General features: G+C 31.6%; 30 protein-coding genes and 4 tRNA genes. 33 read left to right on the forward strand and 1 reads right to left on the reverse strand.

Translation table 11 applies throughout. The features are described from left to right. The first annotated feature begins 75 nt into the window (after positions 1-75). The 33 genes from BOBLI757_RS00925 (at position 76) to rplQ (ending at position 15,827) form a co-directional block, all read left to right on the forward strand. Positions 76-148, forward strand: a tRNA-Thr gene (locus tag BOBLI757_RS00925). Positions 149-170: 22 nt separating this feature from the next. Then, positions 171-255 (forward strand) — tRNA-Tyr (locus BOBLI757_RS00930). A 166-nt stretch (positions 256-421) separates the two neighbouring features. Continuing rightward, a tRNA-Gly gene (locus BOBLI757_RS03295) sits at positions 422-493 on the forward strand. 10 nt (positions 494-503) lie between these two features. Further along, positions 504-579: transfer RNA gene (locus BOBLI757_RS00935), tRNA-Thr, on the forward strand. 306 nt (positions 580-885) lie between these two features. Continuing rightward, positions 886-1,356, forward strand: a complete 471-nt coding sequence (gene bfr, locus BOBLI757_RS00940; protein ID WP_046304704.1) for a bacterioferritin — start codon at positions 886-888, stop codon at positions 1,354-1,356. A gap of 430 nt (positions 1,357-1,786) precedes the next feature. Beyond that, a complete protein-coding gene (gene rpsJ, locus BOBLI757_RS00945; protein ID WP_046304706.1) occupies positions 1,787-2,098 on the forward strand; it encodes a 30S ribosomal protein S10 in 312 nt (103 codons plus the stop codon). A gap of 69 nt (positions 2,099-2,167) precedes the next feature. Further along, positions 2,168-2,812, forward strand: coding sequence for a 50S ribosomal protein L3 (rplC, locus tag BOBLI757_RS00950; protein WP_046304707.1), 645 nt, complete (start codon positions 2,168-2,170; stop codon positions 2,810-2,812). Between the two features lie 75 nt (positions 2,813-2,887). Further along, positions 2,888-3,511, forward strand: a complete 624-nt coding sequence (gene rplD / locus BOBLI757_RS00955; protein WP_046304709.1) for a 50S ribosomal protein L4 — start codon at positions 2,888-2,890, stop codon at positions 3,509-3,511. Continuing rightward, on the forward strand, positions 3,512-3,814 hold the full coding sequence (gene rplW, locus BOBLI757_RS00960) for a 50S ribosomal protein L23 (RefSeq protein ID WP_046304711.1): 303 nt from the start codon (positions 3,512-3,514) through the stop codon (positions 3,812-3,814). A 41-nt stretch (positions 3,815-3,855) separates the two neighbouring features. Further along, entirely contained in the window at positions 3,856-4,680 is an 825-nt protein-coding gene (gene rplB / locus BOBLI757_RS00965) for a 50S ribosomal protein L2 (RefSeq protein ID WP_046304713.1), read from the forward strand. A gap of 29 nt (positions 4,681-4,709) precedes the next feature. Then, positions 4,710-4,991: a 30S ribosomal protein S19 gene (gene rpsS / locus BOBLI757_RS00970; protein WP_046304715.1), complete on the forward strand. Its 282-nt coding sequence runs from the start codon at positions 4,710-4,712 to the stop codon at positions 4,989-4,991. Between the two features lie 13 nt (positions 4,992-5,004). Further along, entirely contained in the window at positions 5,005-5,337 is a 333-nt protein-coding gene (gene rplV, locus BOBLI757_RS00975; protein WP_046304717.1) for a 50S ribosomal protein L22, read from the forward strand. Positions 5,338-5,392: 55 nt separating this feature from the next. Next, entirely contained in the window at positions 5,393-6,106 is a 714-nt protein-coding gene (gene rpsC, locus BOBLI757_RS00980) for a 30S ribosomal protein S3 (RefSeq protein ID WP_046304719.1), read from the forward strand. A gap of 21 nt (positions 6,107-6,127) precedes the next feature. After that, the gene (rplP, locus tag BOBLI757_RS00985; protein WP_046304721.1) at positions 6,128-6,538 is read left to right on the forward strand and encodes a 50S ribosomal protein L16; all 411 of its coding nucleotides are present in this window, start codon (positions 6,128-6,130) and stop codon (positions 6,536-6,538) included. Beyond that, the gene (gene rpmC / locus BOBLI757_RS00990) at positions 6,538-6,753 is read left to right on the forward strand and encodes a 50S ribosomal protein L29 (protein WP_046304723.1); all 216 of its coding nucleotides are present in this window, start codon (positions 6,538-6,540) and stop codon (positions 6,751-6,753) included. Before rplP ends, rpmC begins: the two co-directional genes overlap by 1 nt. Continuing rightward, positions 6,746-7,003 (forward strand): 30S ribosomal protein S17, encoded by a 258-nt coding sequence (gene rpsQ, locus BOBLI757_RS00995; RefSeq protein ID WP_046304725.1) that lies wholly within the window; start codon positions 6,746-6,748, stop codon positions 7,001-7,003. The genes rpmC and rpsQ overlap by 8 nt, the downstream gene beginning before the upstream one ends. A 74-nt stretch (positions 7,004-7,077) precedes the next feature. Next, entirely contained in the window at positions 7,078-7,449 is a 372-nt protein-coding gene (rplN, locus tag BOBLI757_RS01000; RefSeq protein ID WP_046304727.1) for a 50S ribosomal protein L14, read from the forward strand. A gap of 66 nt (positions 7,450-7,515) precedes the next feature. Next, on the forward strand, positions 7,516-7,830 hold the full coding sequence (rplX, locus tag BOBLI757_RS01005; RefSeq protein ID WP_046305404.1) for a 50S ribosomal protein L24: 315 nt from the start codon (positions 7,516-7,518) through the stop codon (positions 7,828-7,830). Positions 7,831-7,854: 24 nt separating this feature from the next. Further along, complete coding sequence (gene rplE, locus BOBLI757_RS01010) at positions 7,855-8,394, forward strand: 50S ribosomal protein L5 (protein WP_046304728.1); 540 nt, start codon at positions 7,855-7,857, stop codon at positions 8,392-8,394. A 36-nt stretch (positions 8,395-8,430) separates the two neighbouring features. Then, positions 8,431-8,736 carry a 30S ribosomal protein S14 gene (gene rpsN, locus BOBLI757_RS01015; RefSeq protein WP_046304731.1) on the forward strand — a complete coding sequence of 102 codons (306 nt, stop codon included), beginning with the start codon at positions 8,431-8,433 and terminating at the stop codon, positions 8,734-8,736. Positions 8,737-8,782: 46 nt separating this feature from the next. After that, positions 8,783-9,175, forward strand: a complete 393-nt coding sequence (gene rpsH / locus BOBLI757_RS01020) for a 30S ribosomal protein S8 (RefSeq protein ID WP_046304733.1) — start codon at positions 8,783-8,785, stop codon at positions 9,173-9,175. A 25-nt stretch (positions 9,176-9,200) separates the two neighbouring features. Further along, positions 9,201-9,737 (forward strand): 50S ribosomal protein L6, encoded by a 537-nt coding sequence (gene rplF / locus BOBLI757_RS01025; protein WP_046305405.1) that lies wholly within the window; start codon positions 9,201-9,203, stop codon positions 9,735-9,737. 51 nt (positions 9,738-9,788) lie between these two features. Beyond that, positions 9,789-10,139: a 50S ribosomal protein L18 gene (gene rplR, locus BOBLI757_RS01030; RefSeq protein WP_046305406.1), complete on the forward strand. Its 351-nt coding sequence runs from the start codon at positions 9,789-9,791 to the stop codon at positions 10,137-10,139. Positions 10,140-10,191: 52 nt separating this feature from the next. After that, complete coding sequence (gene rpsE, locus BOBLI757_RS01035) at positions 10,192-10,716, forward strand: 30S ribosomal protein S5 (RefSeq protein WP_082087410.1); 525 nt, start codon at positions 10,192-10,194, stop codon at positions 10,714-10,716. Beyond that, the gene (gene rpmD, locus BOBLI757_RS01040) at positions 10,697-10,879 is read left to right on the forward strand and encodes a 50S ribosomal protein L30 (RefSeq protein ID WP_046304736.1); all 183 of its coding nucleotides are present in this window, start codon (positions 10,697-10,699) and stop codon (positions 10,877-10,879) included. The genes rpsE and rpmD overlap by 20 nt, the downstream gene beginning before the upstream one ends. 2 nt (positions 10,880-10,881) lie before the next feature. Next, the gene (gene rplO, locus BOBLI757_RS01045) at positions 10,882-11,316 is read left to right on the forward strand and encodes a 50S ribosomal protein L15 (RefSeq protein ID WP_046305407.1); all 435 of its coding nucleotides are present in this window, start codon (positions 10,882-10,884) and stop codon (positions 11,314-11,316) included. 8 nt (positions 11,317-11,324) lie between these two features. Beyond that, positions 11,325-12,665: a preprotein translocase subunit SecY gene (secY, locus tag BOBLI757_RS01050; protein WP_046304739.1), complete on the forward strand. Its 1,341-nt coding sequence runs from the start codon at positions 11,325-11,327 to the stop codon at positions 12,663-12,665. A gap of 44 nt (positions 12,666-12,709) precedes the next feature. Beyond that, positions 12,710-12,826 (forward strand): 50S ribosomal protein L36, encoded by a 117-nt coding sequence (rpmJ, locus tag BOBLI757_RS01055; RefSeq protein WP_046304740.1) that lies wholly within the window; start codon positions 12,710-12,712, stop codon positions 12,824-12,826. 120 nt (positions 12,827-12,946) lie between these two features. Further along, on the forward strand, positions 12,947-13,303 hold the full coding sequence (gene rpsM / locus BOBLI757_RS01060; protein ID WP_046304742.1) for a 30S ribosomal protein S13: 357 nt from the start codon (positions 12,947-12,949) through the stop codon (positions 13,301-13,303). A gap of 20 nt (positions 13,304-13,323) precedes the next feature. After that, on the forward strand, positions 13,324-13,716 hold the full coding sequence (gene rpsK, locus BOBLI757_RS01065) for a 30S ribosomal protein S11 (protein WP_046304744.1): 393 nt from the start codon (positions 13,324-13,326) through the stop codon (positions 13,714-13,716). Positions 13,717-13,754: 38 nt separating this feature from the next. Continuing rightward, positions 13,755-14,375: a 30S ribosomal protein S4 gene (rpsD, locus tag BOBLI757_RS01070; protein WP_046304745.1), complete on the forward strand. Its 621-nt coding sequence runs from the start codon at positions 13,755-13,757 to the stop codon at positions 14,373-14,375. A gap of 40 nt (positions 14,376-14,415) precedes the next feature. Continuing rightward, entirely contained in the window at positions 14,416-15,414 is a 999-nt protein-coding gene (locus BOBLI757_RS01075) for a DNA-directed RNA polymerase subunit alpha (RefSeq protein WP_144406201.1), read from the forward strand. Positions 15,415-15,455: 41 nt separating this feature from the next. Beyond that, positions 15,456-15,827, forward strand: coding sequence for a 50S ribosomal protein L17 (rplQ, locus tag BOBLI757_RS01080; RefSeq protein ID WP_046304749.1), 372 nt, complete (start codon positions 15,456-15,458; stop codon positions 15,825-15,827). Positions 15,828-15,970: 143 nt separating this feature from the next. On the opposite strand, the gene fmt is transcribed toward rplQ, so the two are convergent. Next, on the reverse strand, positions 15,971-16,930 hold the full coding sequence (gene fmt / locus BOBLI757_RS01085) for a methionyl-tRNA formyltransferase (RefSeq protein WP_046304751.1): 960 nt from the start codon (positions 16,928-16,930) through the stop codon (positions 15,971-15,973). Positions 16,931-16,973 lie beyond the last annotated feature (43 nt).

Raw genomic sequence — 16,973 nt, forward strand, 5'->3', positions numbered from 1 at the left:
TAATAACGTTGTTCGTTATTATAATTTTTGTAAAGATATGATTTTTTAATGAAATATTTTGATATCGTTTTTTCAGTCGGTATAGCTCAGTTGGTAGAGCAACTGATTTGTAATCAGTGGGTCGAAGGTTCAAGTCCTTCTGCCGGCATTTTTGAAATTTAGTTATTTGTGGTGGGGTTCCCGAGTGGCTAAAGGGAGCAGACTGTAAATCTGCCGTCGTAGACTTCGAAGGTTCAAATCCTTCCCCCATCACCATCATTGATGATGTATCATTAATATGTAGTTTAATTTTATTAAAATAAAATGATTATGGTATGAATTAAATTTATATATAATTAAGAATTTTATTAGTTGAGTAGATGATTGTTGATAATTGCTATAAATATTTTTCAAATGATATAAAAGTGTTTTGTTTTGTAAGGTGGGCATCGTATAATGGAGATTACCTCAACCTTCCAAGTTGATGATGTGGGTTCGATCCCCACTGTCCGCTGGTTTGATTTGCTGATATAGCTCAGATATGGTTAGAGCACGCCCTTGGTAAGGGTGAGGTCGGCAGTTCGAATCTGCCTATCAGCATGCTGTGCTTGTGATTTAAATAATATTTTTGTCGTTCATGATTGAAGATATTTAGCTTTTAAAATAATGTAAATAGAAGTATAATTTTGCAATTGTTTTTAATTTTGTTTGTATTGTAATTTATAAAAAATTTTGAATTGTATTGATATTAAAAAAAAAAGTTATTAGCATAGTAACTTTGTATAAGAATGTTTATATCTATTGAATAATATTTTTATGCATCATTTGAGTTAACATGGTTAGCTATGTTTTATTTTATGTTAAAAATATGCAATATTATAAAATTTATAAAAATTAGGAGTTTGTATGAAAAAGGACGATCATGTTATTAATTATTTTCATCTTATACTAAAGAATGAACTTATTGCTGTTAATCAATTTTTTTTGCATTCTTGTATATTAAAAAAATGGGGTTTAATTCGTTTACATAATATGGAATATCAAGAATCAATGGATGAAAAACAACATGCAGATTTTTGTGTTGCTCGTATTTTGTTTTTTAGTGAAATATTAGATATACCAAAAATTGATAAATTTAATGTTGGTAAAAATGTAGAAGAAATTTTAAAAGCTGATTTGGATTTAGAATTATGTAATATACGGGATTTGCGTAAAAGCATCGCGTATATGGATTTAACACAAGATTATGTATCAAGAAATATTATGCTTAAAATTCTTATAGATGAAGAAAAGCATGTTGATTGTTTAGAAAATGAGTTTTCTTTTATCAAGCAAATTGGAATTCATAAGTATTTACAATTACAGATTAAAGAGTGACAATTTGTTGTTTAATAACTTTTTATTTATTTTTGAAAATTAATTTAAAAAATTTAAAAAAATATAATACCTAATGGCATATAATCACTTGGTAGGGTTGTTTTATTTTTATTTTAATTTGTTGATAATTATGTAATTTATATTTTAATAATATTTTTATTGATATCTTAAATTAATATGCTGAAAATATTTAGTAAATTATTTTTGTTTTAATGTGCAAACTGTGAATAATAAATGTAATTTTATTATTTAATTATTGTTATTGATAGGATTATCAGTTAGTATGGACACAGCCCATTGTTGAATTTTGGGTATCTTTTATTTAATTTTTTTATAATGTATAGTGTACATAACAATAAAAATAACATAAAGTTGAAAAATTTTAGAATATTAATCTGTATTTTATAGTAAAAATGGAGTTGTTAGTGCTATGCCAAATCAAAGAATTAGAATAAAACTAAAAGCTTTTGATCATAGATTAATTGATCAATCTACTACAGAAATAGTTGAAACTGCTAAGCGTACCGGTGCTCAGGTGCGAGGGCCAATTCCCTTGCCTACAAAAAAGGAACGTTTTACCATTTTAATTTCTCCTCATGTTAATAAAGATGCTCGAGATCAATATGAAATACGCACTCATAAAAGACTGGTAGATATTGTTGAGCCTACTGAAAAAACAGTAGATGCTCTAATGAGATTAGATTTAGCTGCTGGTGTTGATGTACAAATTAGTCTCGGTTAATAATGGTATTGTGTTTTTTTTTACTATCTATTTTTATAATGATTAAAATAAGAGGTGCTATATAATTCAGTGCATGGTTTAATTGGTCGGAAGATAGGTATGACTAGGATTTTTAACAACGATGGAGTTGTTGTACCCGTTACAGTAGTTCATGTTGAAGTCAACAGTGTAACTCAAATTAAAAATGACGTAAAGGAAGATGGATGTTGTGCTATTCAAGTGACTACTGGTAATAGAAAAAAAAATCGTCTTACTAATTCAGAAATTGGTCATTTTGTAAAGGCTGGAGTTAGGGGTGGTCGTGGTTTATGGGAGTTTCGAGTTACCCGCGAATATATTTCAAAAATTAAGGTTGGTCAGTTTTTTGGTGTAGAATCTTTACTTAAAGTACAGCAAGTGGATGTTGTGAGTGTATCAAAGGGTAAAGGATTTTCAGGAACCATTAAGCGTTGGAATTTTTGTTCACAAGATGCCAGTCATGGTAATTCTTTATCACATCGGGTTCCAGGGTCTATTGGACAAAATCAGACTCCAGGAAGAGTTTTTAGGGGCAAGAAGATGCCAGGACAGTTAGGTAATAAAAGAGTTACTATTCAAAATTTAGTTCTTGTTAGTATTGATAAGGAACGTAATTTATTATTGATTAAAGGAGCGGTCCCCGGATATATCGGTAGTGATGTTATAGTAAAACCATCTATTAAAACAGTAATTTAGTTTAATTGGTAGTGTGGGCGTGGAATTAAATATTAGTTTGAATGTAACGATTTTTTTAATCAGAGATATATCACAATGGATTTGGTATTAAAAGATAGTGGTGTTTTGTTAACAATTTCTGAAGATGTTTTTGATAATACTTTTAATGAAGCGTTGATACATCAAGTTGTTGTTGCATATAACGCCGGTTCTCGTCAAGGTACAAGAGCTAAAAAAAATCGTTCTGCAGTAGCAGGATCTAATAGAAAACCTTGGCGTCAAAAAGGTACGGGTCGTGCACGAGCTGGTTCTGTAAAAAGTCCAATATGGCGTTCAGGTGGCATAGCTTTTACTGTTAACCCTCAAAATTATACTCAGAAAGTTAATAAAAAAATGTATAGAGGAGCATTACGAAGTATTTTTTCTGAATTAATACGTCAAGGACGTTTAATTACGATCACAGATCTTTTAATTGAAGCGCCAAAAACTACTTTATTATTAGATAAATTGAGAAATATAGAATTAGCAGGAACAAAGATTTTGGAAAAGATATTAATTATTGTTAATGACTTAGAAAATAATTTGTTTTTATCTGCACGTAATTTATGTAAAATTCAAGTAATTTGTGTTAAGGATATTAATCCTGTTAGTTTAATTGTTTGTGATAAAGTAGTTGTTACTGCTGTAGCTATGAGAAAAATAGAAGGAATGCTTGCATAAATGTATAAGGAATTTTTATTAAAAGTACTGCAGTCACCTCATATTTCTGAGAAATCGTCCGTTGCAACAGATCGGTGTAATACTATTGTTTTTCGGGTTGCTAAAAATGCTAATAAGTTGGATATTAAAATTGCTGTACAGCGTCTGTTTGGAGTGAAAGTATTGAATGTACGCACTTTAATTATGAAAGGAAAAACTAAACGGTATAAAAAATTTATTGGTCGTCGTAGTGATTGGAAGAAAGCTTACGTTTCCTTAAAAAAGGGTGAGAAGTTAGATATAATTGGTAGGATTAGTAATTAAAGAACAATTATAAAAATAAAATAGGTAGATGATATTAATTAATGACAATTATAAAATGCAGACCCACATCGCCAGGTAGGCGTCATGTTATTAAAGTAATTGATAGCACCTTATATAAAGGTAAGCCTTATGAGTCTTTGTTACGTCCTCTTAGTAAAACGGGAGGCCGTAATAATCGTGGTTGTATTACTACCCGTCATATTGGTGGCAGGCATAAAAGACGATATCGATTACTTGATTTTAAAAGAAACAAAGATAATATTTTAGGAATTGTGGAACGTTTAGAATACGATCCAAATCGATCGGCTAATATTGCTTTAATTTTGTATAAAGATGGTGATCGTCGTTATATTATAGCGGCGAAGGGATTAAAAATTGGGGATAAAATTCTATCCGGTGTTAATGTTCCAATAAAAATCGGTAATGCATTACCAATGCAGGTTATCCCAATTGGTTCTGTTGTGCATAATATAGAAATAAGTCCTGGGAAAGGCGGTCAATTGTCTCGTTCTGCAGGCACATATGCTCAAATAATATCTCGTGATGATTTTTATGTAATTTTAAGACTGCGTTCTGGTGAAATGCGCAAGATAAAATCCGAATGTCGTGCAACTTTAGGTGAAGTAGGTAATTCTGAACATATGTTGCGTGTATTCGGTAAAGCAGGTTTAAGTAGATGGAGAGGCATTCGTCCTACAGTTAGGGGTACAGCTATGAATCCAGTTGATCATCCACATGGTGGAGGTGAAGGTCGTAATTTTGGTAAACATCCAGTTTCTCCATGGGGTTTAAAAACTAAAGGTAAAAGAACTCGTAGTAACAAGCGTACTGATAGATTTATTGTACGCCGTCGTGATAATAAATAGATGAATAATGATTGAGGATAAATATTTATATGCCCCGTTCGCTAAAAAAAGGTCCTTTTATAGATGTACATTTACTTAAAAAAATAGATAAAGCGATTGAGCATGGTGAAAAAAAACCTATTAGAACTTGGTCAAGGCGTTCTACTATTTTTCCTAAGATGGTTGGTTTAACGATTGCAGTTCATAATGGACGACAACATATACCTATATTTATAAGTGATGAAATGGTTGGTCATAAACTTGGAGAATTTGCTCCAACTCGTACTTATCGAGGACATGTTGTGGCGGATAGAAAAATAAAAAAGCGTTAAAATAGGAGTAAAGATGCAACAAGCAATTGCAAGGTGTCGTTATATACGTTCTTCCCCTCAAAAAATGCGTTTGGTAGTTGATATGATTAGGGGTAAAAAAGTAGATAAAGCAATCAGTATTTTAAATTTTTCTAATAAAAAGGTGGCTATTATAATTAAAAAAGTTTTACAATCTGCTATTGCTAATGCAACTCATAACGTAGGGTTAAATATTGAAGGTTTAAAAATTGTTAAAATTTTTGTTGATGCAGGTCCAAGTTTAAAACGCATGATGCCACGAGCTAAGGGTCGCGCGGATCATATTTTGAAACGCACTAGTCATATTACTATTGTCGTATCGCATTAAATTGATAAATAAATTTAAGTTAATTATATAATGAAGACTAAAAAAAGGTTAATTGATGGGACAGAAAGTTCATCCTAATGGGATGCGTTTAGGTATTATTAGATCTTGGAACTCTACTTGGTATGCGAATAGCAAGGATTTTGCTGAAAATTTATGTGGTGATTTTAAAGTGCGGCAATTTTTATTTAAAGAATTATCAAAAGCCTTAATATCTCGTATTGTTATTGAGCGTCCTGCTAAAAGTATTCGTGTAACTATTTATACAGCTAGACCTGGTATTGTAATTGGTAAAAAAGGAGAAGATATTGAAAGGTTACGTAAAATTGTAGCTAATATTTCTGGTGTACCTGCTCAAATTAATATTGCTGAAGTACGTAAACCTGAACTAGATGCTAAATTACTAGCTGATAATATTGCGTCTCAATTAGAACGTAGAGTAATGTTTCGTAGAGTTGTAAAAAGAGTTTTGCAAAGTGCTATGCGTTTAGGGGCTAAAGGGATTAAGGTAGAAATAAGTGGTCGTTTAGGTGGTGTGGAAATTGCACGTACTGAATGGTATCGTGAAGGACGCGTTCCATTACATACGTTGCGTGCAGATATAGACTATAATATATCTGAAGCATGTACTACTTATGGTGTTATTGGTGTGAAAGTATGGGTTTTCAAGGGTGAGATTTTAGATGGCATGCCTCTTGTAATTAACCAGCCAAATTCTATTTTACCTCAGTCTAAAAAACATTTATCTCGCAAAAGACGACATGTTAAATAAAAATTTACATAGGAATGATATATGTTACAGCCAAAGCGTACAAAATTTCGTAAAATGCATAAAGGTCGGAATAGAGGTTGTGTTGTTAATGCTTTTGTTGATTTTGGTGAGTTTGGTTTAAAAGCTATTAGTCGAGGCAGGTTAACTGCTTGTCAAATTGAAGCAGCTAGACGTGCTATAGCTCGTGCTATAAAACGTCAAGGTAAAATTTGGATTAAAATTTTTCCAGATAAGCCTATTACTAAAAAACCTTTAGAAGTACGTATGGGCAAGGGTAAAGGTAATGTGGAGTATTGGGTAGCTTTAATCAAGCCTGGAAAGATTTTATATGAAATGTCCGGTGTTTCTGAAGAATTAGCACGAGTTGCATTGAGACTTGCATCTTCAAAATTACCTATTAAGACTGCTATTGTAACTAAAATGGTTATATAATGAAATTACGCAATTTATATGCAAGAAAAAAATCTCAAGAGCTTTATGCTGAAGTGTTAAGTTTGCTAAGTACACAAGTCAATGTTCGTATGCAAATAAAAATGGGTCAGACAAATAAGACTCACTTATTAAAACAGATACGTCGTAATATCGCTAGAGTGAAGACTTGTTTAGTTAGTAAAACCAATAGTAAAATACGGAGTGGTCATGATTGATAGAATGAATATCTTGCAAGGTCGAGTAATTAGTGATAGGATGGAAAAATCGATTATTGTGTTAGTTAGTCGATTTGTTAAACATCCTATTTATGGAAAGTTTATAAGACGTACGACTAAGTTACATGTACATGATGAAAATAACGAATGTTGTGTTGGAGATGTTGTTGTAATTAAGGAATGTCGTCCTTTGTCTAAGACAAAGTCGTGGTCTTTTGTTAAGATTGTGGAAAAAACTATTTTTTCATGATGGTTATTGTGTTTTTAATTATATTTAGAGTTGTTTATTTTTATATAATGTAACAGACAAAGTGGTGTGTTATTATGATTCAGGAACAAAGCGTATTGAATGTCGCTGATAATTCTGGAGCACGTTTTGTAATGTGTATTAAAGTTTTAGGTGGTTCTCGTCGTCGATATGCAGGTATTGGTGATATAATTAAGATTGCAGTTAAAGAGGCTATTCCTAGAAGTAAGGTAAAGAAAGGTGATGTTTTAAAAGCGGTGGTAGTACGTACTAAAAAAGGCTTAAGACGTTTAGATGGTTCTGTAATACGATTTGATAGTAATGCTTGTGTTTTGTTGCATAATGTTAATGAGCAACCGATTGGGACACGTATTTTTGGTCCGGTGACTAGAGAATTACGGAATGAAAAATTTATGAAAATTATTTCTTTAGCTTTAGAGGTTCTTTAAGTGTAATTTATAGTTAAATATATAAAATGTAGGATAAAGTATTTTGTGATAGGATGGGTGAGTGTTATGTCAGCAAAAATTCATAGTGGAGATGAAGTTATTGTTATCAGGGGATCGAATAAAGGAAAACGTGGTAAGGTAAAACGAGTTTTTTCATCAGGTAAGGTTATAATTGAGGGTTTAAATTTAGTAAAAAAACATCAAAAACCAGTGCCATCTGTAAAAAAACCAGGTGGTATTTTTGAGGAAGAAGCAGCCATTAATATAGCTAATGTTGCTATTTTTAATGTTATTACTAATAAGTCGGATAAAGTTCTTTTGAAAATGGAAAACAATAGAAAGGTCCGTGTTTTTAGGTCTACTGGTAAAAATATTGGATAAAATAATTTAGTTAGAGTGTGTTGAATGTTAAATTTGTTTGATTATTATAAAACTAGTGTTGTGCCTAAATTAATGAGTCAATTTAGTTATTCTTCTATCATGCAGGTTCCTCGTATTAATAAAGTTACGCTTAATATGGGTGTAGGTGAAACGGCTACTAATAAAAAAAAATTAGACGGTGCTATAATGGATTTGACATTAATTTCAGGTCAAAAACCTCTTATTACCAGAGCGCGTAAATCGATTGCTAGCTTTAAAATTCGTCAGGGTTCTTCTATTGGATGTAAAACAACAATACGTGGTGATCGTATGTGGGATTTTTTAAAAAGATTGATTTATATTGCTATACCCCGTATTAGAGATTTTCGTGGTTTATCTATTAAGTCATTTGATGGTCGTGGTAATTATAGTTTTGGCGTACGTGAGCAAATTATTTTTCCAGAAGTTGATTATGATAAAATTGATCGAATTCGTGGTATGGATGTTACTATTACTACTACAGCAAAATTTGATCATGAAAGTCATGCTTTATTAGCTGCGTTTGGTTTTCCATTTCGAAAATAAAATTATATTAATATTCTAATTATAACGGAGATATTAGTGGCAAAACAATCAATGAAAGCTCGTGAATTAAAACGAGTTAAATTAACCAAGAAGTTTTTTGCTAAACGAGTAAAGTTAAAAAATATTATTTTGAATACTAATGTATCACATGATACGAGATGGAATGCAATTTTAAAATTACAAGGTTTTCCTCGTGATTCTAGTCCATCTCGTCAACGTAATCGCTGTAGATTAACAGGGAGGCCTCATTCTTTTTTAAGAAAATTTGGTTTAAGTAGGATTAAAGTACGGGAAGCTGCTATGCGTGGAGAGATACCTGGTTTAAGAAAGGCTAGTTGGTAGTTAGGTAGATATGATTTATGTATAAAATTTAGGAGTATATAGAGAAATGAGCATGCAGGATCCTATTGCAGATATGTTAAGTTGTATACGTAATGGTCAACTAGCAAATAAAAGTACAATAAAAATGCCATCTTCTAAAATAAAAGTAGCTATATCCTGCTTATTAATGCAAGAAGGTTATATATCTGGATATAAAGTAATAAATAATATTAAACCTATTTTGATATTAACATTGAAATATTTTAATAGTAAGCCAGTTGTAGAGTTTATTCAGCGAATTAGCCGTCCAGGTTTACGTGTTTATAGAAAAAAAAATTCTTTACCAAAAGTTATGTCAGGTATGGGTATTGCTATTATTTCTACTTCTAGAGGGGTAGTTACCGATAAAATGGCTCGTCGATTTGGTCTTGGTGGCGAAATTATTTGTTATGTATCTTGAGGAATTAATTATACGGAGTGTAGGGATGGTAGTTCGTATTACTAAGGCATCTATTTTTATTCCTGATAATGTATTGGTAACAATTCATGGTAAATACATTACAATTAATGGTAGTTATGGTTATTTAACTCAAATAATTCATGATTCTTTAAGAATTGAGCGAAACAGTAATCATCTTATCGTTGTTTCTTGTAATTCTCAAATGAAAAATAAATCAATGATAGGTACGTTTCGTTCATTGTTAAATAACATGATAATTGGGGTAAGCCAACAATTTTTTAAAAAATTGCAATTAGTAGGTGTTGGTTATCGAGTAGTAGTTGAACAAAGTAAATTGATTTTATCAATAGGTTTTTCTCATTCTGTCAGTTTTATATTACCTATGGGTATTATTGCAGAATGTTCAAATCAAAATGAAATTTTATTAAAAGGTATTAACAAGCAATTAGTCGGTCAAGTATCAGCAAATTTACGTGCATTGCGTCCCCCGGAACCCTTTAAAGGTAAAGGAATTCGTTATGAAAATGAAATTATATATACTAAAGAAACTAAAAAGAGGTAATTTTTTAAAGTAACGCGTTGTAGATGAGGTTGTAAAATATATATGATCAGTATTAATAAAAGGGATTTGCGTTTACGTCGAGCAACAAGTCTACGTATGAAATTACGCAAATATAGTGTTGTTCGTCTTGTCGTGCATCGTACTTCAAGACATATTTATGCTCAAGTAATTGATAATGATTTTGTTGTATTAGCTTCTGCATCTACATTAGAAAAGTTTGTTAGACAAGAACTACGTATTACTGGTAATAAGAATGCTGCCGCTTGGATAGGTAAGATTATTGCTGAACGTGCGATAAAAAAAGGTGTTAAAAAATTATCGTTTGATAGATCTGGCTTTAAATACCATGGGCGTGTACAAGCATTAGCGGAAGCTGCTCGTAAAGTGGGGTTATGTTTTTAAAATATAAATATATCGTGAAATTATTATATATTAGGAGTAAAGTTGTTGTATGGTGTCTCGTGTTGAAAAACAGTCTTTTGAATTACAGGAAAAATTAATTGCAGTAAATCGTGTATCTAAAACTGTCAAAGGCGGGCGTGTTTTTAGTTTTACTGCATTAACTGTTGTTGGTGATAATCATGGACGTGTTGGTTTTGGGTATGGTAAAGCACGTGAAGTTCCTTCAGCTATTCAAAAATCTATGGAAAAAGCTCGTCGCAATATGATTAGTATTGTATTGAATAGTGGGACTTTACAACATGTTATTAGGGGAGTTCATACGGGTTCTCATGTATTTATTAAGCCAGCTTCTGAAGGTACAGGGATTATTGCCGGTGGTGCTATGCGTGCTATTTTAGAAGTAGCAGGTGTTCATAATGTTTTAGCTAAAACTTATGGGTCAACCAATCCAATTAATGTAGTGCGAGCTACTATGAATGCTCTTATTAATATGAGATCACCTGAGACTATTGCTGCTAAACGTGGTAAATCTATTGAAGATATCATTGGAAAAATTCATGTTAAAAAAGAACATTAAAATTACTCAGATTCGCAGTTCTATTGGACGACTTGCAAAACACAAAGCTACTTTGGTAGGTTTAGGTTTACGTAGAATTGGCCATACCGTGGAATGTGTTGATAGTCCAGAAATTCGTGGTATGATTAAATCGATATCTTATATGCTTAAGGTTATAAAATGAAGATGAAAATGAACACTTTGGTTCCAATTAAAGGATCAAAATGTACAGCTAAGCGTTTGGGAAGAGGCATTGGTTCGGGATTAGGTAAAACTTGTGGACGAGGGCATAAGGGTCAAAAATCTCGTTCTGGAGGTGGAGTTCGTCTTGGTTTTGAAGGTGGACAAACTCCATTATACCGTCGTGTGCCAAAATTTGGTTTTACATCACGTAAAAATTTACATAGTTCAGAGGTTCGTTTATCAGATTTATCAAATATTAAAGCTAATTTAATAACTTTAGATATATTAAAAATGTATAATATTATTAAAAAAAACGTTAGTTTTGTTAAAGTTATATTATTTGGCACAATAGATCGTGCTATTGTTTTACGGGGATTGCATGTTAGTAAAGGTGCTTATTCTATTATTAAAGCTTTTGGCGGCAAAATAGAGGAATAAGTAAATAAATGTCTAGACAATCACAATCAGATTTATCTTTTCGAAGCATTAAGGGTGGTTTAGGTGAATTGAAACAAAGAATTTTTTTTGTTATTGGAGCTTTGATAGTTTTCCGCATTGGTTCATTTATTCCAATACCTGGTATTAATACTAGTGTTATTACTCAATTGTTAGAACAACAACGCGGTACCATTATTGAAATGTTCAATGTGTTTTCAGGTGGTGCTCTTAGTCGGGCTTCAATTTTTACTTTGGGAATTATGCCGTATATTTCATCATCAATTATTATTCAATTGTTAACTGTAGTACATCCAAGATTAGCGGAATTAAAAAAAGAAGGTGAAGATGGAAGACGTAAAATTAATCGATATACTAGATATGGTACGTTATTTTTATCTTTTTTTCAATCAATTGGAATTGCAACTGGGTTATCTAATATGCCAGGTATGCAAGGATTAATAGTTCATCCTTGCTTTTCCTTTTACTTTGTTGCAGTAATCAGTTTAGTTTGTGGAACAATGTTTTTAATGTGGTTGGGTGAACAAATTACTAATAGAGGTATAGGCAATGGTATTTCTATGATTATTTTTTCAGGTATTGTTGCTGGTTTACCTGCAGCTGTAGGGCAATTAATTGAAGAAACAAGACAAGGAGATTTACATTTTTTTTTGTTAGTTTTAATTTTGTTTATAGTGTTTATAGTGACATTTTTTGTAGTGTTTATGGAGCGAGGTCAGCGTCGTATAATTGTTAATTATGCTAAACGTCGTCAACACGGTTATCGTACTTATTCGTCACAAAATACACACTTACCTTTAAAAATCAATATGGCTGGAGTCATTCCTGCGATTTTTGCTTCTAGTATTATTTTGTTTCCTGCTACTATTTCTTCCTGGTTTGGTGCTAGTAGTAGTTGTAATTGGTTAGTATCAATTACCTTATATTTACAACCCGGACAGCCATTGTATATGTTTTTTTATGCTGTAGCAATTGTGTTTTTTTGTTTTTTTTATACTTCATTAGTTTTTAATCCACGTGAAACTGCTGATAATTTAAAAAAATCTGGTGCTTTTATACCAGGAATACGCCCTGGAGAACAAACAGCGAAGTATATTGATAAAGTTATGGTTAGGCTAACTTTAGTTGGATCGCTCTACATTACTTTTATTTGTTTGATACCAGAATTTATGCGTATTGCAATGCATGTTCCATTTTATTTTGGAGGTACGTCTTTATTAATTGTTGTTGTAGTAATTATGGATTTTATGAATCAAATTCAAACTTTAATGATGTCTAGTCAATATGAATCAGTGTTAAAGAAAGCTAACTTAAAAGGTCATGATTATTAGATTGTGATAGAATTATGTTGTTGTTGTGTTTTTTTTGAGGTGATATGAAAGTACGAGCTTCAGTAAAGAAGTTATGTCGTAACTGCAGAATGTTGAAGCGTCATGGTGTGATTCGTGTTGTTTGTCGTTCTGAGCCAAGACATAAACAACGTCAGGGTTAATAATTAATTAGTTTATATTTTCATTTAAGGATGCGTGATGTTTTATTTTTTTAGATAGTTAACGGGTATTTTTTAATAATAATAATAACAATTATACTATATTTTATTGGAGTAGAATAAGTGGTACGAATAGCAGGCATAAACATTCCTGATCATAAACATGTAATTATTGCTTTAATATCAATTTATGGTATAGGACGATCTCGATCACGTTCTATTTGTTCAGCTACAGGTATTCCTGAATATACTAAATTAAATATGTTGTCGGATCATCAAATTGATATGATTCGTGATGCTGTTGCTAAATATATCATAGAAGGTGATTTACGTCGTGAAGTTACTTTAAATATTAAACGTTTAATAGATTTGGGTACTTATCGAGGGTTACGTCATAGACGTGGTCTCCCTGTTCGTGGACAGAGAACTAGAACTAATGCGCGTACTTGTAAAAGACCACGTAAGATTGTTGATAAATAATTAATAATGAGTATTAAAGTATGGTTAAATCACCTAATACTCGCATACGCAAGCGGGTTAAAAGACAAATTTTAGATGGTATAGTTCATATACATGCATCTTTTAATAATACTATTGTGACAGTCACAGACCGTCAAGGTAATACTTTATGTTGGGCAACTGCTGGTGGTTCTGGTTTTCGCGGTTCTCGAAAATCTACTCCATTTGCTGCACAAACTGCAGCTGAATATTGCGCTGAAATAGCTAAAGAATATGGTATTAAAAATTTAGAAGTTATGATTAAAGGACCAGGTCCAGGTCGAGAGTCTACTGTCCGTGCTTTAAATGCAGCGGGATTTCGTATTGTTAATATTACTGATGTTACTCCAATTCCTCATAATGGGTGCCGTCCTCCCAAAAGACGTCGTGTGTAAAATAATGCAATTTTTATTATGAACTAGGAAAGTAAAATATGGCAAGGTATTTAGGACCTAAACTTAGAGTTGCTCGTCGTGAAGGTACAGATCTTTTTTTAAAGTCTGGTGTGCGCTCAATTGAATCAAAATGTAAGATTGAACAACCACCCGGTCAACATGGTTTGCGTAAACCTAGATTATCAGATTATGGTGTACAATTACGAGAAAAACAAAAAGTTAGGCGTATATATGGTATTTTGGAACGACAATTTCGCAATTATTACAAAAAAGCAGCTAAAATTAAAGGTAATACTGGTGATATTTTGTTGCAATTATTAGAAAGTCGATTAGATAATATTGTTTATCGCATGGGGTTTGCTACTACACGAGCAGAAGCTCGTCAATTAGTTAGTCATAAAGCAATTATAGTAAATAATCGTATTGTTAATATTCCTTCTTATCAAGTTGTTCCTGGTGATACTATTATTGTATGTGAAAAAGCTAAAAATCAACTACGAATTAAAACAGCATTAGAATTATTTGATCAACGTGAGAAATCAACATGGATTATTGTTAATTTAACTAAAATGGAAGGTGTTTTTAAGCGTGTTCCAGAACGTACTGATTTGTCAGCTGATATCGATGAACATTTAATTATTGAATTGTATTCTAAATAATAGATAAAAAAATGGAGAGGATGTAATGCAAAATAAAAGTATGATAACAGAGTTTTTGAAACCGCGTTTAGTTGATATTGAACAGATTAGTGCAACTCATACTAAAGTAATTTTGGAGCCTTTGGAACGTGGTTTTGGACATACTTTGGGTAATGCATTACGTCGTATATTGTTATCATCTATGCCTGGATATGCAGTGACAGAAGTTAAAATTGATGGAGTGTTGCATGAATATAGTACAAAGGAAGGAATACAAGAAGATATTTTGGAAATTTTACTAAATTTAAAAGGGTTGGCTATTAGAGTTAAAGGTAAAGAAAATGTTATTTTAACTTTATATAAATCTGGTATTGGTCCAGTAGTAGCAGCTGATATTGTTCATGATGAACATGTGGAAATAATTAAACCACAACATATTTTATGTCATTTGACAGATCAAAATGCATCAATTAATATGCAAATTAAAGTTGAATGTGGACGAGGCTATGTTCCTGCTTCTTCTAGGATTTGTATAGAAGAAGATAATTCAGCTGTTTCTACCACTACTTCCATTGGTCGTTTGTTAATAGATGCATGTTATAGCCCAGTGGAACGAATAGCATATAATGTAGAATCTGCGCGTGTTGAACAACGTACTGATCTAGATAAATTAATTTTAGATATTGAAACTAATGGCACTATTGATCCTGAAGAAGCTATTCGACGAGCAGCAACTATTTTAGCTGAACAATTAGAAGCTTTTGTTGATTTACGTGATGTACGTCAACCAGAAATCAAAGAAGAAAGACCTGAATTTGATCCAATTTTGTTGCGTCCTGTTGATGATTTAGAATTGACTGTTCGTTCTGCTAATTGTCTTAAAGCAGAATCTGTTCATTATATTGGTGATTTGGTTCAAAAGACAGAAGTTGATTTGTTAAAAACGCCAAATTTAGGTAAAAAATCACTTACTGAAATCAAAGATATTTTAGCTTCTCACGGGTTAACTTTAGACATGCGTCTTAATAATTGGCCGCCGTCAAGTCTTGTTAAGGAATAAAATTAGGATTAGTTTATTTTGTTGTTATGAGGAATATATAAATGCGTCATTGTAAAAGTGGTCGTAAATTAAATAGAAATCATGCTCATCGTAAATTAATGTTTCGTAATATGTTGAATTCATTAATTATTCATGGAATGATTAAAACTACTTTACCTAAAGCGAAGGCATTGCGTGGTATAATTGAGCCAATAATTACTATTGCCAAGACAGATAGTATTGCAAATCGTAGATTATTATTTTCTAGAATTCGCAATGATAAGGTTATAGTCAAGCTTTTTAGTGAACTAGGTCCAAGATTTTTAATTCGTCAAGGAGGATATACACGTATTTTAAAGTGTAATTATCGTATGGGGGATAAAGCGATTATGGCCTACATAGGATTTGTTGATGCTGAATTATATAGTAGATAGTGGAGTGGTATTTTTGTTATCTATATATAAAATTTTTCTATATTATTAGTGTTTTATTATATTTGTAGAACATATTAATAAATATTTTTGTTTTTAGTAAAAAGTAGTAATGTGACAAAATTCATAACGTATTAGTTTGTTAATTAAGGTAAAATAAGGCCTGTTGTAAACCAATTTTTTCTGGACAGAAAAAATTCATGTGCCGTCATTATTCTTTTCCCTGTTGGTTGCAGTAGAATTATTGTTAGTATTCCATCGCCAGTAGAGATGTCGATTCCTGTTTTTTTTATTTTTAGAATAGTACCTGGAATATGCATTTTGTATTGTTTTGTCTTATCTAATACAACAGATGCTTTCCATACTTTAATTGTGTGTTCTTTTATTTTGAAATAACTTGTCGGCCAAGGATTAAAAGCGCGGATGCGTCTTTCTATTTGAATAGCTGTTAAGTACCAGTTTATTTTGCCTTCTTGTTTACTTATTTTTTTCGCATAAGTAGCATAATTTTCGTTTTGTGGAATATTTACGTTTTGTTTATAATAATCTATTTGATTTAATGTTTTAAGAAGTGCTATTGATCCTATTTTTGCAAGTTTATGTGATAACGTTAAGTTAGTATCATTAGATGAGATATTGCAAGTTTGTTTGTATAAAATATTACCAGTATCTAATCCTTTATCCATTTGTATAATTGTGATGCCAGTTGTAGAATCCCCAGCTTCTAAAGCTCTTTGGATAGGTGCCGCTCCACGCCAACGTGGAAGTAATGAACAATGCATATTTATGCATCCTAAACGTGGTAAATGTAATAATTCTTGAGGAAAAATTAAACCGTATGCTACAACAACTAAAATGTCTGCATGAAGATTGTCAATTATTTGAAAGATTTTTGATGTTTGTAAAGATTTTGGTTGAAATATTGGTAAATTATGTTTTATCGCAATGTTTTTAACAGAATTATGATTGGATTTTTTTTTACATGATATTAAATTGGATTGAGTTAATACTGCTATTATTTGATGTTTAGAATGAAGTAATGTATGTAGTTGATATGCAGCAAAATTTGGTGTTCCAGCAAAGATGATGCGTAATGAATGAGTCATAATTTTATACTATATACCTTTTATTTTTTATTTTTTTTTGTTT

Source organism: Blochmannia endosymbiont of Camponotus (Colobopsis) obliquus (assembly GCF_000973545.1).
GTDB lineage: Bacteria > Pseudomonadota > Gammaproteobacteria > Enterobacterales > Enterobacteriaceae > Blochmanniella.

Coding starts and splice junctions, on each gene's coding strand:
- rpmD (WP_046304736.1), top strand. CDS start 10,697: ATGTTAAAAAAGAACATTAAAATTACTCAGATTCGCAGTTCTATTGGA.
- fmt (WP_046304751.1), bottom strand. CDS start 16,930: ATGACTCATTCATTACGCATCATCTTTGCTGGAACACCAAATTTTGCT.
- rplP (WP_046304721.1), top strand. CDS start 6,128: ATGTTACAGCCAAAGCGTACAAAATTTCGTAAAATGCATAAAGGTCGG.
- rpsJ (WP_046304706.1), top strand. CDS start 1,787: ATGCCAAATCAAAGAATTAGAATAAAACTAAAAGCTTTTGATCATAGA.
- rpsS (WP_046304715.1), top strand. CDS start 4,710: ATGCCCCGTTCGCTAAAAAAAGGTCCTTTTATAGATGTACATTTACTT.
- bfr (WP_046304704.1), top strand. CDS start 886: ATGAAAAAGGACGATCATGTTATTAATTATTTTCATCTTATACTAAAG.
- rpsK (WP_046304744.1), top strand. CDS start 13,324: ATGGTTAAATCACCTAATACTCGCATACGCAAGCGGGTTAAAAGACAA.
- secY (WP_046304739.1), top strand. CDS start 11,325: ATGTCTAGACAATCACAATCAGATTTATCTTTTCGAAGCATTAAGGGT.
- rplV (WP_046304717.1), top strand. CDS start 5,005: ATGCAACAAGCAATTGCAAGGTGTCGTTATATACGTTCTTCCCCTCAA.
- rplW (WP_046304711.1), top strand. CDS start 3,512: ATGTATAAGGAATTTTTATTAAAAGTACTGCAGTCACCTCATATTTCT.
- rpsQ (WP_046304725.1), top strand. CDS start 6,746: ATGATTGATAGAATGAATATCTTGCAAGGTCGAGTAATTAGTGATAGG.
- rplQ (WP_046304749.1), top strand. CDS start 15,456: ATGCGTCATTGTAAAAGTGGTCGTAAATTAAATAGAAATCATGCTCAT.
- rplN (WP_046304727.1), top strand. CDS start 7,078: ATGATTCAGGAACAAAGCGTATTGAATGTCGCTGATAATTCTGGAGCA.
- rplX (WP_046305404.1), top strand. CDS start 7,516: ATGTCAGCAAAAATTCATAGTGGAGATGAAGTTATTGTTATCAGGGGA.
- rplF (WP_046305405.1), top strand. CDS start 9,201: ATGGTAGTTCGTATTACTAAGGCATCTATTTTTATTCCTGATAATGTA.
- BOBLI757_RS01075 (WP_144406201.1), top strand. CDS start 14,416: ATGATAACAGAGTTTTTGAAACCGCGTTTAGTTGATATTGAACAGATT.
- rpsH (WP_046304733.1), top strand. CDS start 8,783: ATGAGCATGCAGGATCCTATTGCAGATATGTTAAGTTGTATACGTAAT.
- rplB (WP_046304713.1), top strand. CDS start 3,856: ATGACAATTATAAAATGCAGACCCACATCGCCAGGTAGGCGTCATGTT.
- rpsC (WP_046304719.1), top strand. CDS start 5,393: ATGGGACAGAAAGTTCATCCTAATGGGATGCGTTTAGGTATTATTAGA.
- rplE (WP_046304728.1), top strand. CDS start 7,855: ATGTTAAATTTGTTTGATTATTATAAAACTAGTGTTGTGCCTAAATTA.
- rplO (WP_046305407.1), top strand. CDS start 10,882: ATGAAAATGAACACTTTGGTTCCAATTAAAGGATCAAAATGTACAGCT.
- rpmC (WP_046304723.1), top strand. CDS start 6,538: ATGAAATTACGCAATTTATATGCAAGAAAAAAATCTCAAGAGCTTTAT.
- rpsD (WP_046304745.1), top strand. CDS start 13,755: ATGGCAAGGTATTTAGGACCTAAACTTAGAGTTGCTCGTCGTGAAGGT.
- rpmJ (WP_046304740.1), top strand. CDS start 12,710: ATGAAAGTACGAGCTTCAGTAAAGAAGTTATGTCGTAACTGCAGAATG.
- rplD (WP_046304709.1), top strand. CDS start 2,888: ATGGATTTGGTATTAAAAGATAGTGGTGTTTTGTTAACAATTTCTGAA.